This is a genomic window from Collinsella aerofaciens, from assembly GCF_015554145.1.
GTDB classification, from domain to species: domain Bacteria; phylum Actinomycetota; class Coriobacteriia; order Coriobacteriales; family Coriobacteriaceae; genus Collinsella; species Collinsella aerofaciens_AA.
In genome coordinates this window covers 87772-102562 of the sequence record NZ_JADNHZ010000001.1, presented here as the reverse complement: position 1 = coordinate 102562, position 14791 = coordinate 87772, and the positions used below count along the sequence as shown (strand labels likewise).

Below are 14791 nucleotides of genomic sequence, written 5' to 3'. Positions count from 1 at the left end.
CAATGCGACGCATATATAAGTAAGGAGATCGCGTATGAACGGTTATTCGTTTTTCGCACCGACCAAGGTGTTGTCTGGCGCGGGCAAATTGGGCGAGCTGGGCGCGCAGAAGCTGCCCGGCACCAAAGCGCTCATCGTTACCACGGGTGGCAACTCGGTCAAGCGCTTTGGATATCTGGGACGTTTGGAGGTCGAGCTCGAACGCGCCGGCGTGGCGCACGAGCTGTTCGATCGCATTGAGCCCAACCCCCTGCGCGAGACCGTCAACGCAGGTGGCTGGATGGCGCGCACCCATGACTGTGACTTTGTGCTGGCGCTCGGCGGCGGTTCGGTCATGGACGGCAGCAAGGGCATCTGCGCGGTGGCGACCAACCCGCATACCGATGCCGAGGGCAACGAGTGCCCCGGTGACATCTGGGACTTTGTGAATGGTGGCACTGCGCTCGGCCTGTCCATCCCTAACGATCCGCTGCCGCTTGTTTGCGTGACCACCACGGCGGGTACCGGCTCCGAGGTCGATGCGGGCGGTGTCCTGTCCTGCGAGGACAATGATGAGAAGCTTCGCCTGGGCGATCCGCGCCTGTTTCCGGTACTTTCGATCGTTGATCCCGAGCTTATGGTGAGCGTTCCGGCACGTCTGACCGCCTATCAGGGATTCGACGCCCTGTTCCATTGCGTTGAGTGCTACATCTCAAATACCAACACGCCCATGGGTGACATGGTTTGCCGCGAAGGCATTCGCCGTGCCGCCGTGGCGCTGCCTGCGTGCGTCAATAATGGCGATGACCTGGAGGCGCGCTCGAGCCTTGCGTTTGCCAACACGCTCGGCGGTTACGCCATGGATGCCTCGGGCACCACGGGCTCGCATGGTCTTGAACATGGCATGAGCGCGCATCATCACGACCTGCCGCACGGCGCCGGTCTCATTATGATCGCCCGTGCCTATCACACGTGGATGATCGATCATGGTGCCGCACCCGAGCGCTATATCGACATGGCGCGTCTGATGGGCAATGCCGCCGCGGATGATCCGCACGATTTTGTGATTGAGCTCACGCGCCTGATGGAGGCTTGCCATGTGGCAGACCTCGCCATGAGCGAGTGGGGGATTACGGTCGAAGAGCTGCCGGCCATCGCGCACAACGCTCTGACGACCAACGGCGTCCTGTTCAGCCACGACCCCGTGACGCTGACCGACCCCGACGTCGTCAAAATTCTCAAGAACAGCTACCGTTAGTTGCCTTGCTGCTTTGTCTCGATCTGTAACATCTGCAGCCGTTTTTACCGAGTAACTGTTACAGATTGAGATTTTCTCTTCAGGGGAATTCGAATGTCTCAATCTGTAACATCTGGACGGCCAAAAGGTCTCTATCTGTTACAGATTGAGACAAAGGTCTGGGACTAAGACGTCTTATCTAGATCTGTAACAGTTAGACGGGAATTCGGGCCCTAGATGTTACAGATCGAGATAATCGCGTCGCGAAAATATAAACCTCCGCAGGGGTGCTTCCCTTGCGGAGGCTTTTTACTTGTTGAGTAGCCTTACGGCCTCGGCGGCCATGTTCTCGACCGTCATGCCGTTCTGAGCGAGCAGCTCGTTGGGGTCGTAGCGGTCGGGGAAGCCCTTGGCGATGCCGAAGGTGCGCGTGCGCACGGGCGTGCAGGCCAAGTAGCACGCGACGCGTTCGCCCCAACCGCCGTCCAAGATGCCGTCCTCGAGGGTGATGACAACGCGATGCTCGGCGGCAAGGCTGTCGAGGAACTCGCGGTCAAGCTCGGTTGCAAAGCGAGGGTTGACGAGCGTGGCCTCGATACCGTATTCGGCTGCCAAGCGGTTTGCCACGCGCTCGCCCAGCTCAAAGAAATCGCCGAGCGCGAGCACGGCCACGTCGCGGCCCTGGCGCACCACGTTGTAGCGCGCGACACCGTAATCGGCGTCCTCGGCAGGCGCCAAGTCGGGGCGGCTTACCAGGCCAATGCCGGGCACGCGAATCGCCACAGGATGCTCGCGATGGTCGAGCGACCAGCTCAGCATGGATAGATATTCCTCCATGCAGGCCGGCGCCAGGTAGCGCATGTTGGGAAGACCGCCCAGCATGGAAATATCAAAGAACGAGAGATGCGTCTCGGATGTGGTGCCAAAGATCGACGCGCCAAATACCAGGATGGTTGCGGGGGCGTCGTTGAGGCACAGGTCGTGCCACAGCTCGTCGTAGGCGCGCTGCAAAAACGTGCCGTACACACCAAAGACTGGCTTGGCGCCCGAGCGCGCAAGCGCGGTGGCAAAGGTCACGGCGTGCTCCTCGGCAATGCCCACGTCAACAAACTGCTTGCCTGCCGCGGCGCGAAGCTCGGGCGTAAAGCCCATGATGTAGGGCGTTGCGGCCGTGATGCCCACAACCTGCGGATCGCGCTCTATGGCAGCGCTCAGGGCCTCGCCCGTAATGTCGGCATAGGTGCGCGGCGCAGGCTCGCTCGGATGGCCCGGGCAGAGCTTGCGCCCAGTCGCCATGTCAAACGGACCTACATGATGCCAGCGCTCGGGGTCGCTCTGGGCTGGCTCAAAGCCCTTGCCCTTGGCGGTCGAGACGTGCAGCACGATGGGGTGATCGATATCGCGCAGCTCCTGCAGCGCGTCGACGAGGGCCAACACATCGTTGCCGGCGTCTAAATAGCGGTAGTCGAGCCCCATCGCGCGGAAAACGTTGCGCCTGCAGGTGCCGTTGCTGGCGCGCAGCTCGGCCAGATTGCGATACAGGCCACCGTGGTTCTCGGCAATGGACTGGTCGTTGTCATTGACAACGATGATCAAGTTGCTGTCGAGCTCGGCGGCATTGTTGAAGCCCTCAAACGCCAGACCGCCCGAAAGCGAACCGTCGCCAATGATGGTGATGACGTTGTACGCATCGCCCGCCAGGTCACGAGCGTGCGCCAAGCCGCAGCCCAGGCTCACCGATGTAGAGGTGTGGCCCATGGCGAACAGGTCGTGTTCGGACTCGTCGGGATTGGCAAAGCCAGAGGCCTCGCCGTAGCGTGCCGGGTCGATATAAGTGTACGCGCGCCCAGTCAGCGCCTTGTGGGCATAGGTCTGGTGCGATACGTCAAAGACAATTTTGTCGGTGGGGGAGTTAAACACGCGATGAAGCGCAACCGTAAGCTCAACGACGCCCAGGTTGGGGGCAACGTGCCCGCCGACGGCGGCGGAGCTTTCGAGGATGGCGTGGCGGATCTCGCCGCAGAGCAGCGGAAGCTCGGCGCGATCGAGAGCCTTGACGTCCTCGGGCGTTGTCGTTTGCGTAAGCAGCATCGTTGTGGGTTACTCCATGCGAATCGTGCGCCGGCACTCCCTCGGCCGGCACAATTGCACAAGACAGTCTCGCACATTTTGGCGTTTGATATGTGACGGCGGCGCGGTAATTCGCCAACTGGTGGGGCAAAACGTTTTGTCCGATGCCATACTGATAAGTTCCATGATGATTTTATTCATTGCGTGCAGGCTGCGGCTTGCCGCCGAGCGCCGCCGGAAGGAGGCCGCATGTCCGATACCGTTCGTGCCGAGAAAATCGCGCGCGAGGTCGACGATGCCGCCCGTCAGCTTGCCCAGGCGGGCCGCTTGGACCTGATGCATGAGTTTATCCAACATGGCGATGTGACGGTTTATGCACATGTGACCTCGGTGGCGCGGGCAAGTCTGTCCGTTGCCGAGCGCCTGGGCCGCGTCGGTATCTCCGTCGACCGCTTATCGCTGCTGCGCGGGGCCCTGCTGCACGATTACTTTCTCTATGACTGGCACGATCCCGACCCAAGCCATCGGCTGCATGGCTTTCGCCACCCGTTTTTTGCCTTGGCGCGTGCGGAGGAAGATTTTGAGCTGACGCCGCGCGAGCGGAATATTATCGTACGGCATATGTTTCCGCTGGTACCGGTGCCGCCGACGTGTCGTGAGGCATGGATTGTGTGCCTGGCGGATAAATGGTGCGCGCTGCGCGAGACGATTGCCGGCCGTCTGCCGCGCAAAGGCGGCGCGAACGATTTGAACGAGGGGTCGAGTGACGGCTCGAGCAAAGAATCGAACGAAAAGAGGAGTGGGTAGACGGTGGGAACCGCGATCGACATGGCATTTGACGGCGCGACGCTTGCCGCCTGTCCGCTCTCGGCGCTGGTACTCTCGTTTGCCTTCTACGGTTTTTGCGGCTGGGTATGGGAGTCGACAGTCTGCGCCATGCTCAACCACGGACGCTTTGCCAACAGCGGCTTTTTGCTAGGGCCGTGTTGTCCCATCTACGGTGCGGGCGGCATCGCGTGCTGGTTGCTGCTGCGTGGAATCCCAGACGCCTCGAGCCAGTTTGTCGCTGCCGCGCTCGTATGCAGCGTGATCGAATATAGCGTGGGCGTGCTGTTGGAAAAAACGACGGGTGCCCGGTTTTGGGATTACTCGCATCTGCCGTTTAACCTGCACGGACGCATCTGCCTGTACTGGGCCTGCGCATTTGGCTTGGGTGCGTTGTGTATTTGCCGTTTAGTGGAGCCGGCATTGCTGGGGCTGCTTGGCCATCTGCCGGTGCTGATTGTGCGGCTGTCCGCCTTTATCGTCGCGGTCGCGATGATGGTCGATGCGGTGTGCTCGTTGGCCAGCTGGCGCCGCCTGTCCGATCAGCTTGAGCGTGTGCGTGCCGACCTTGCCGACCGCATCAATGAGTCGCTTGCCGACGCCTCCGACTCTATGCTCGAACGTATTCCCGATTCGGCGATCGACTCGGTGGCGCAGACGCATATCCGCGGTCGCGCCGTTAACGCTTGGCTGGCCGAGCTGGGCGACGCGGCGCTCGATGCCCTGCGCGAGAAGGCTTCGATGCCGACGTTTATCTCGGATGGTGCTCGCGGCCTGGCGCTTGCTGCCCGCCGCGTTGCCGATGCCGCGCCGAGCATGCCGCGTCCGTCGCTCAGTCGTCGCCTTGCCGGCAAGCGCATGAGCCGTCCGGTGCCGAGTGTGTCGCTCAGTCGTCGCGACCTGCGCTTCTTCAATGCCTTTCCGCGCTTGCGCATCAATCGCTACGAGGGCGTCATCCGGGCCACCGATCTCCGCGACCGAGCTCGCGAGCTGTTCCGGCGCTAGGCGGGGCGGGCGCGCTCACGGCTTCCTTGCTCGCGTATTTCCCGTTCGTTTCGCGCCCGTTGCCGCGCCGTTTCCAAGATTGCGGCACCGTTTCCATTCGACAACGCAGCGTTTAACAACGCCGTATCTGGTCTACACCAGTTGCCCCTCGGCCGCATTATGGGCGCCGACAACGTTCATGCGACCAAGGGGGACGAATGTACGATACGGGATCGACAACGTTTATGCTCATCTGCACCATGCTCGTGTTTTTAATGACACCGGGCCTGGCGTTTTTCTATGGCGGTCTGTCTAGGCGCAAAAATGTCATCAACACCATGCTTATGTGCTTTGGCGCCATTGGCCTGGTTGGTGTGCTGTGGATTGTTGCCGGCTGGTCGCTGGCCTACGGCGGCGACGGCTCGAGTCCGTTTATTGGAGGCCTTGACCAGTTGCTGTGCCTACCGGTGCTCAACCAGGTGCTGCAGGCGGCCGAGGGCAATGCCGCGGGCGGTGCCGTCTACCCTCAGATCATCAACATCGCCTTCCAGATGGCGTTTGCCATGATCACCGCCGCTATCGTTACGGGCAGTCTGGCAGGCCGCGTTAAGTTTGGTGCCATGACGGCCTTCCTGGGCATTTGGCTGCTCGTGGTCTATGCGCCGCTCGCCCACATGGTTTGGGGCGGCGATGGTTCCTTTATCGGCGACATCATCGGCGCGCTCGACTTTGCCGGCGGCGACGTGGTACACATTTCGTCTGGTCTCACGGGCCTGATTCTCTGCTTAATGCTCGGCCGTCGTCGCGGCTTTGGCATGGTGAGCTACCGTCCGCATAACGTGCCGTTTGTGGCGCTGGGCGCCGGTCTACTTTGGTTTGGTTGGTTTGGCTTTAACGGCGGCAGCGAGTTTAAGGCCGACGCCGTGGCGGCACTCGCCATCCTCAACACCGTGACGGCCAGCGCGGCGGGCATGGTCTCGTGGCTTGCCGTCGAGCGCGTGCACACCGGTCGTCCCACGCTGGTGGGCGCCAGCACCGGTCTGGTTGCGGGCCTTGTGGTGGTCACGCCGGGCGCGGGCTTTGTCGAGCCGTGGGCGGCGCTGGTCATGGGCCTGATCGTCTCTCCCGTCTGTTACCTGGCCATCAGCCATCTCAAGACCAAGTTCGGCTACGACGATGCGCTCGACGCGTTTGGCTGCCATGGTATCGGCGGCATCTTGGGCGGCGTGCTCACGGGCCTGTTCTGCGTGCCGGAGCTTTCGTGGACCGGTAAGGGCGGCCTGTTCTACACGGGTGACATGTCGCTGCTCATCTCGCAAATCCTGGGCATTGTGGTGACGGTCGCTATTGTGCTGGTGCTCGACTTGGTGATTGCCGCGGTGGTCAAGGCGCTGTTCCGCGGCAGCCTGCGCGTGGACGAGGCCGATGAGGCGCTGGGCTTGGATGCAAGTCAACACGGCGAGAGCGCATATCCCTCCTTCTCGGGACTTGACTAGCGGCTTCCCCAGGCACCGCACCTTGGGTTTCAAACCGTCGCTTGCGTACAAAAGTACGCGGCGCTCCTCTTTCAACCCAATCTGCGGCACCTGGGAAACCCGCGTCTCATGTAAAGGGATACGTTGATTATTGAGAGGAATTCATTATGAAAAAGATCACGGCTATCGTGCGCCAGGAGAAGCTTGAGGTTCTTAAAGACGCGCTGTTTGCTGCTGATGTTCGCGGTATGACTATCAACCAGGTGCAGGGCTGCGGCGCGCAGCATGGCTGGAAGGAATACGTGCGCGGCAACGAGTTGCTTGTCAACACGATCCCTAAGGTGCAGTTCACCCTCATCTGCGCCGATGAACATGTCGACGGAATTGTCGACATCATCTGCAATGCCGCCCGCACCGGCGCCGTCGGCGACGGCAAGATCTGGGTCGAGCCGGTCGAGGAAGTCATCCGCATTCGCACCGGCGAACATGGCCCCGCCGCGGTGTAGGACAATCTTTCGCCTGACGGGCGTGCCTCTCTTGGGGCGCGCCCGTTCTCGTCTACAATATCGTGCAGACGAAAGAGAGGCATGCCCATGATCAAGATGTTCGCGAGTGACTTAGACGGTACGTTGCTTAACGCCCTGCACGAGGCGGATGGGACCATCCGCCGTGTCATTCGCGAACTGACCGAGGCTGGCCTGCATGTGGTTCCCGCGACCGGACGCTCGACGCTGCCGATCGGCGAGCATGGCTTTACGGGGCTGGCGCTCGATGCCTGCTGCTCTAACGGTTCCATTGTGCGCGACAGTCATGGCGAGGTGCTCAAGACCTGGACCATCGATCCGCAGATCACCGAGGAGCTACTCAAGGAGTTTCCGGATATCTGTTTTGATTGTTCTACGCCCGATGGCATGTTTTCGAGCGGTTCGTTCGAGATGCATCAGGCGGGCTTTAAAAAAGACAGTCCTATCAAGCGCATCTTGATGCGCGGCATGCGTGCGCGTGGCGGGTACCATGAGGAACAGTATTTCGACCAGTCGATCGGTGACATCCTGCGTCACGATGTATGCAAGATCAATTGTCGCGTGACCTCGCCCGAGCTGGAGCGTGACCTTAAGACATATTTGGCCGAGCGTTCGGACCGTGTGGTCAACGCGCCGTTCGACCCGGTGATGTTCGAGATCACGGACGTGGCGTGCAACAAGGGCGAGAGCGTGGCCTGGCTGGCGGGCTACTACGGTATTGCCGAGGACGAGGTTACGGTCTATGGAGACGGCGGCAACGACATCGCCATGCTCAAGCGTTTCCGCCACAGCTACGCGACCAAAAACGGCAGTGATGCAGCTAAGGCCGCCGCGAGTGCGACCATCGGCAGCTGCATGGTCCACGCCGTCCCCAAACACATGCTCGCCACCATGCGCAAGCAAAACTCCCGCACCGTCATCGAATAATGTGACAAAGGGACTGTCCCTTTGTCACATGGGAGATACCGGCTTTTGGCGTATAGGACTGTCACACTTTCGCTACCAACAAATTTCGAGTTATTCGGCCTGTCGGAGGTCGTTAAATGGCTAGAGATGCCCTCTCGGGAACATTCATGCCTCTAATGGTGTTTGATTCGGTGACGTAAGTGCGCAAATGGGCATGTATACGCTCAAATAAGGACAAAAACCCTCAGATAATCCCGGCGGTGCATTTATACAAAACCAGTAGCGTGGCCGAATAACTCGAAAAATGTAGTTGGCAGTTCGGCGACAAGCTCGGGTATGGCAAAGGAACTGCTCCTTCGCCATACCCGAGCTCCGATCTTCTGAAATGCGAACAAACATTCGCATATCTAACTGCGCTTTGATAGAATCGGTATCGTTGACGGCAGTTCCATGTGCCGGGCAGCGCCCTCCATTTGATGGGAGGTGATGCCCATGACCGATTTGATTGATTTCGTGAGACTTCTGACCGCTTTGGTCTCGTTCTTCACGGCGCTTGTCGGCCTTTCCGAGGCACTCAAGCAGCGTTCGAAGCGCAACAGAAGGGGTCGCCGCCGCTAAGGCGTTGACCCCCTAATGCAAACAACGGCGCTGCCCAGCCAGCTACAACTTGGGCTGCCGTCGACACTATTCTACCCACGAATGACATTTTGGACAATCGGTAATGCCGCTCCAAAAGCCAGGCGGGTTGTGACAAAGGGGCTGCCTCCTCGTCACATTCCAAATATTGCCTTTACGTGTTGATGCACACGGTGTGCAATAATACTCGCACTGTGCAATAGCGCACAGGCTGAGTAACAAGGAGGACGCTTGTCCCAGCTCGAGAAATGCGATCGCCGGTCCCTTCGCTCGCAGCGTGCCCTTCGCCAGGCACTTGCCAGCGAGCTTGCCGAAAGCGGCGACCTTTCGCGCATTAATGTCGCGTCGCTCACCGAGCGCGCCGGTCTTACGCGTCGCACGTTCTATTCGCACTACCGCGATATCCCCGACTTTATCAATCAGATCGAGGATGGCTTGCTGGCCGAGATCCGTGAGCGCATTGAGCTCATCACCGCAGCTCAGCTGCCCGATCTCTATCACAACATCGATGAGCTCGAGCCGGCGCCCGGTTCGGTTGAGCTGCTGCGTTATCTTGCGGCCAACCGCGACTTAATCGGTGCGCTGCTGGGTCCGGGCGGCGACCAGGCCTTCATTAAAAGGATCATCGACACCGCGCGTGAGGCTGTGGTGCCGCGTGCGCAGACGGGCATTTTGGGCCTGGCGCTGGGCACGTTCTTTGACTACTACGTCACCTACGTCGTGAGTGCCGAGGTCGGCCTGATTCAGCGCTGGTTTGAGCGTGGGCTCACCGAATCGCCCGAGGCCATGGCGCGCATTATGACGGTGCTCGCTTTTGTGCGCCCCGGCGACCTGTATGGCCAACCCATCGATATCAACGTGCCGGAATACGGCATGAAGCTATTGAACTTGCAGCTCGAGGACGCGGCCGACACCGCTGCAACCGTCGAGTCCAACAACTAAGAGGAGAGACAATGAGCAAACTCGTCGAGGGCATCAAGGACCGCATGGTTGCTGCCGCACGCGAGGCCGCGCCCACCGTGATGGACGCTGCGCAGAAGGCCGCGACCGCGGCTGTCGAGAAAGTTGCCGAGGCAGTTGCCGATGCCAAGAACGCGGCAGGGGAGACGTCCGTCGCCGCCGAGCCCGCTACCGCTACTGAGCCCGTAGCCGCCGCCCACGCCCCCGAAGGCGCGATTTTCAACCCCGAGGCCGCCCGCGGCAACCTACACCTGGGCATCGATGTGGGCTCCACCACCGTCAAGCTCGCCGTGCTCAACGACGACAACCAGATCGTCTACGCCAAGTACCAGCGCCACCACACCGACGTCCGTGCCTGCGCCCGCGACCTGTTCGAGGGTGCTGCGACCGTGCTGCCGACGGCCCAAATGACCTGCGCCATTACCGGCTCGGGCGGTCTGCTGCTTTCCCAATGGCTCGACCTAGAGTTTGTCCAGGAAGTCATCGCCAGCAAGCGCGCCGTCGAGACCCTCATCCCGGCCACCGATGTCGCCATCGAGTTGGGCGGCGAGGACGCCAAGATCATCTACTTCGATAACGGCATCGAGCAGCGCATGAACGGCACCTGCGCCGGCGGCACGGGCGCGTTCATCGACCAGATGGCAACCCTGCTCCACACCGATGCCGGCGGCCTCAACGAGCTCGCGGCCAACGCCACCACCATCTATCCCATCGCCAGCCGCTGCGGCGTTTTTGCCAAGACCGACGTGCAGCCGCTGCTCAATGAGGGCGCCCGCCCCGAGGACGTGGCCGCCTCCATCTTCCAGGCGGTCGTGACCCAGACCATCTCGGGTCTGGCGTGCGGCCGTCCCATCCGCGGCAACGTCGCCTTCCTGGGCGGCCCGCTGCAGTATCTCTCCGAGCTGCGTCACCGCTTCTACCTCACGCTCAACCTGGACGAGGAGCACCGCATTGTGCCCCAAAACGCCCACCTGTTTGTGGCAAGCGGCGCCGCCATGGCGCACGAGTCCAACAAGCTCAGCACGTTCCCGCAGCTCATCGAGGCCATCGACAGCTTGGGCGACACGCAGGGTGCCGAGGTCGAGCGTCTAGATCCGCTCTTTGCCACCGACGAGGACTTTGCCGAGTTCAAGGGTCGCCACGACACCGAGGTCGTCCCCAAGGGCAAGCTCGACGGCTACACCGGCCGCGTGTTCATTGGCATCGACGCCGGCTCTACCACCATGAAGGCCGCGCTCGTGGGCGAGGATGGCCAGCTGCTGCACACCTGGTACGGCAACAACAACGGCGACATCCTGGGCACGGCCAAGGTCATCATGGCCGATTTCTACAACCACATCCCCGCGGGCTGCACCATCGGCCACGTGACCACCACGGGCTACGGCGAGGCGCTGCTCATCGAGGCCCTCAAGGCTGACTCCGGCGAGATCGAGACCGTCGCGCACCTGCGCGGCGCCAAGGCATTCCTGCCCGGCGTCGAGTTTATTCTGGACATCGGCGGCCAGGACATGAAGTGTCTGCGCGTCAAGGACGGCGTCATCGAGCACATCATGCTCAACGAGGCCTGCTCGTCGGGCTGCGGCAGCTTTATCGAGAGTTTCGCCGTGTCTATGAACATGGACGTGCGCGCGTTTGCCGATGCCGCCATTCATGCCAAGGCCCCCGTCGACCTGGGCAGCCGCTGCACGGTCTTTATGAACTCGCGCGTCAAGCAGGCGCAAAAGGAAGGCGCCACGGTGGGCGACATCGCGGCCGGCCTGTCTTATTCCGTCATCAAGAATGCCCTGTTCAAGGTCATTAAGCTGCGCGACCCCAAGGAGATCGGCAATCAGGTGATCGTCCAAGGCGGCACCTTTATGTCCGACGCCACGCTGCGTGCGTTTGAGCAGCTCACCGGTGTTCACGCCGTGCGCCCCGACATCGCCGGCTGTATGGGCGCCTACGGTGCGGCCCTGCTCGCCCGCGATCGCGCCGGCGCCGACGGCACCTCGACCATCCTTTCGGCCGAGGACATCGCGCACCTCACCGTGACGCAAAAGCACGTCCGCTGCGGACGTTGCTCCAACAACTGCCAGCTTACCGTCAACGATTTTGGCGGCGGCAGGCGCTTTATCACCGGTAACCGCTGCGAGAAGGGTGCCGGCCACAAAAAGCAAAAGACCGAGGCCCCCAACCTCTTCAAAAAGAAAAACGAGTTGCTGTTTAACCGCGAGGTGCTGAGCCCCGACGAGGCCCCGCGCGGCACCGTGGGTATCCCGCGCGCACTCAACATGTACGAGAACTACCCCTTCTGGCACGCGTTCTTTACGCGCCTGGGCTTTAGCGTGCAGCTGTCCGACCAGTCGAGTAAGAAGACCTACCAGGCGGGCATCGAGTCCATGCCGTCCGAGAGCGTGTGCTACCCGGCAAAGATGAGCCACGGCCACGTGATGAATCTCATCGACCGCGATGTCGACTTTATCTGGATGCCGTGCGTGCGCTGGGAGCGCAAGGAGGACCCGACGGCTGGCAACTGCTATAACTGCCCCATCGTCATGAGCTACCCCACGGCGCTGGCGCTCAACATCGACGAGATCCGCGAGCAGAACATCGAGTTCTTGTATCCGTTTGTGCCCTATCATGACAAGACCGAGCTCAAGCGCCGCCTGTACCAAGTGCTCGCCGTCGACCGTGTGGCCGACGCCGAGGCCGGTCGCGGTCGTGTGCGCGGCCCCAAGATTACGCGCTCCGAGGTCGATGCCGCCGTCAACGCCGCCTACGAGGCCGACGCACGTTTCCACGAGGACATCCAGACCATGGGCGAGGAGGCCCTTAAGTGGGTCGAGGACCACGGCGGCCACGGCATTGTGCTCGCCGGCCGTCCCTACCACAACGACCCCGAGATCAACCACGCCCTGCCCGAGCTTATCTCGAGCTTTGGCTTTGCGGTCTTTACCGAGGATTCGCTCGCGCATCTGGTGAAGCCCGAGCGCCCGATCCGCGTCGTCGACCAGTGGATGTACCACAGCCGCCTGTATGCCGTCGCTCGTTTTGTGACCATGCGCAACGACCTTGACCTGATCCAGCTTAATTCCTTCGGCTGCGGTCTCGATGCCCTGACCACCGACCAGGTGCAGGAAATCCTGGAGGCCAGCGGCAAGATCTACACCGTGCTCAAGATCGACGAGGTGTCCAATCTGGGTGCCGCGCGCATCCGCATCCGCTCGCTCATGGCGGCACTCAAGGACCAGGAGGCCGAGCGCCTGGCAGAGGCCACGGCCGCGGGCGAGGCCTACGAGCAGGGCGATGCCGCGCCGGTGGCTCCCTCCGCGGATGCCCCCGCGTTCGCGAGCCGCAAGTATACGTTCGAGGCGCAGCGTGAGAGCGCTTCGACCGCATGGCCCAAGGTGCCCTTTACCGAGCAGATGCGCGAGGAGGGCTACACCATCCTGTGCCCGCAGATGGCGCCGATCCACTTTGACCTGGTCAAAGAGGTGTTCCGTGGTGCCGGCTACAACCTGGAGCTGCTGCCCTCGACTGACCACGATGCCGTCGAGGCCGGTCTGCGCTATGTGAACAATGACATCTGCTATCCGTCGATTCTGGTGACGGGCCAGATCATGGAGGCCATCGAGAGCGGTCGGTACGACCTGTCCAAGACGGCCGTGGTCATCAGCCAGACCGGCGGCGGCTGCCGTGCCACCAACTACATCGCGCTCATCCGCAAGGCACTGCGCGAGAGCGGGCACCCCGAGATCCCGGTGATCTCGCTTTCGGCCGTGGCGCTTGGCGAGGACAACCCCGGCTTCAAGCTGACGCCGGCGCTGCTTAAGCAGGCGGTCTACGCGGTGCTCTTTGGCGACGTGATGATGCAGATGCTCTACCGCTGCCGCCCGTACGAGGCCACGCCCGGTGCCGCCAACGCGCTCTATGAGGAGTACATGGCGCGCGCTCGCAAGCTGGTGCCCAAGTTCAACAGGCATAACTACACCAAGCTGTGCCGTGAGGCCATTCGCGCGTTCGACACCATGCCACTTGTGGGCGAGGGTACCAAGCCGCGTGTGGGCGTGGTCGGCGAGATCCTGGTCAAGTTCCACCCCACGGCCAACAACCACGTGGTCGATGTCATCGAGCGCGAGGGCTGCGAGGCCGTGGTGCCGGGCCTGCTCGACTTCTTCCTGTACTCCATGAGCAACGCCGAGCTGCAGAAGGACGAGTTGGGCAGCTCTGCCACGACGCGTGCGGGCATGCAAGCGCTCATCAAGCTGGTGGACTGGATGCGCACGCCGGTGGAGGAGATGCTCGAGAAGTCCCGCCGCTTTGAGGCGCCCGAGCGCATCGGCACCATGGCTGACAAGGCCCGCACGGTGCTTTCGGTGTGCAACAACATGGGCGAGGGCTGGCTGCTCACGGCCGAGATGCTCGACCTGATCGATCACGGTGCGCCCAACATCATCTGCACGCAGCCCTTCGCGTGCCTGCCCAATCACGTGGTGGGCAAGGCTGTAATCAAGGAGCTGCGCCGCCAACATCCCGAGAGCAACATCGTCGCGGTGGACTACGACCCCGGCGCGTCCGAGGTCAACCAGCTCAACCGTATTAAGCTCATGATCAGCGTGGCCAAGGAGAACATGCGCGCCGGTAAGGGCTTTAAGCTCGAGAAGGTGGCGCCGCTCGCGATGGACGAGGTCACCGGCCAGATGCGTGCCCACGATGGCTGCGTGAGCTGCGGGCCGGCCAGCGAGGAGGCCGTTGCATCGGTCGCCAAGCGTCTGGGGCGCTGCATTAAGAAGTAGCCGGCCTGCTTTGGGCTAGATATGAGACAAGCGGGTGGTAGCCGTACCGGCTACCACCCGTTTTTGCTGGACATATGTTGCGCAAATGACCTTGCTACAGCCTTCCGTGGGCTTGTCCGATTTTTGGGCCGGTTCGGGCTTTGAGGACAAGTTGCTGCAGGCTCAAGGCGATTATTCGCTCAACGCGGGCCAGCACAGTTTGACCTATCTGCCAAACGACGAGATGATCGCTGAGGACTGCCCATCGCTACCTACGAGATGGAAGCCGAGAAGTACATCTATCGCGTGTACAAGTACAAGTTGTAGCGCTGCGCTTAGGTTTGACCAATGGAGTATGAAAACACGCCGTTCGCCGATGCCCCCTCCGCGAGTGGCAGCCATATGGTTTGATGTTGGAAACATATGATTGCCGGCAGGCCA

The 14791-nt window shown here is 61.5% G+C and carries 10 protein-coding genes; 9 read left to right on the top strand and 1 reads right to left on the bottom strand.

Going from position 1 to position 14791, the window contains the following annotated elements; all coding sequences use genetic code 11:
* Positions 1 to 34 precede the first annotated feature (34 nt).
* The gene (locus I2E13_RS00475; protein ID WP_195403864.1) at positions 35 to 1237 is read left to right on the top strand and encodes an iron-containing alcohol dehydrogenase; all 1203 of its coding nucleotides are present in this window, start codon (positions 35 to 37) and stop codon (positions 1235 to 1237) included.
* Positions 1238 to 1525: 288 nt separating this feature from the next.
* Here the strand turns inward: I2E13_RS00475 and I2E13_RS00470 are convergent, their stop codons facing one another.
* Positions 1526 to 3307: a 1-deoxy-D-xylulose-5-phosphate synthase gene (locus I2E13_RS00470; protein WP_195403863.1), complete on the bottom strand. Its 1782-nt coding sequence runs from the start codon at positions 3305 to 3307 to the stop codon at positions 1526 to 1528.
* A gap of 228 nt (positions 3308 to 3535) precedes the next feature.
* On the opposite strand from I2E13_RS00470, the gene I2E13_RS00465 reads away from it, so the two are divergent.
* The 8 genes from I2E13_RS00465 (at position 3536) to I2E13_RS00435 (ending at position 14371) form a co-directional block, all read left to right on the top strand.
* Positions 3536 to 4093: an HD domain-containing protein gene (locus I2E13_RS00465; protein ID WP_195403862.1), complete on the top strand. Its 558-nt coding sequence runs from the start codon at positions 3536 to 3538 to the stop codon at positions 4091 to 4093.
* Between the two features lie 3 nt (positions 4094 to 4096).
* Positions 4097 to 5116, top strand: a complete 1020-nt coding sequence (locus I2E13_RS00460; protein ID WP_233502303.1) for a putative ABC transporter permease — start codon at positions 4097 to 4099, stop codon at positions 5114 to 5116.
* 197 nt (positions 5117 to 5313) lie between these two features.
* Positions 5314 to 6591, top strand: a complete 1278-nt coding sequence (locus I2E13_RS00455; RefSeq protein WP_117563834.1) for an ammonium transporter — start codon at positions 5314 to 5316, stop codon at positions 6589 to 6591.
* 146 nt (positions 6592 to 6737) lie between these two features.
* A complete protein-coding gene (locus I2E13_RS00450; protein ID WP_099432138.1) occupies positions 6738 to 7076 on the top strand; it encodes a P-II family nitrogen regulator in 339 nt (112 codons plus the stop codon).
* A gap of 87 nt (positions 7077 to 7163) precedes the next feature.
* A complete protein-coding gene (locus I2E13_RS00445; RefSeq protein ID WP_195403861.1) occupies positions 7164 to 8021 on the top strand; it encodes an HAD-IIB family hydrolase in 858 nt (285 codons plus the stop codon).
* 471 nt (positions 8022 to 8492) lie between these two features.
* Positions 8493 to 8618, top strand: a complete 126-nt coding sequence (locus I2E13_RS11035) for a hypothetical protein (protein WP_022094649.1) — start codon at positions 8493 to 8495, stop codon at positions 8616 to 8618.
* Between the two features lie 249 nt (positions 8619 to 8867).
* The gene (locus tag I2E13_RS00440) at positions 8868 to 9578 is read left to right on the top strand and encodes a TetR/AcrR family transcriptional regulator (protein ID WP_117785895.1); all 711 of its coding nucleotides are present in this window, start codon (positions 8868 to 8870) and stop codon (positions 9576 to 9578) included.
* Between the two features lie 11 nt (positions 9579 to 9589).
* Entirely contained in the window at positions 9590 to 14371 is a 4782-nt protein-coding gene (locus I2E13_RS00435) for a 2-hydroxyacyl-CoA dehydratase (RefSeq protein ID WP_195403860.1), read from the top strand.
* Positions 14372 to 14791 lie beyond the last annotated feature (420 nt).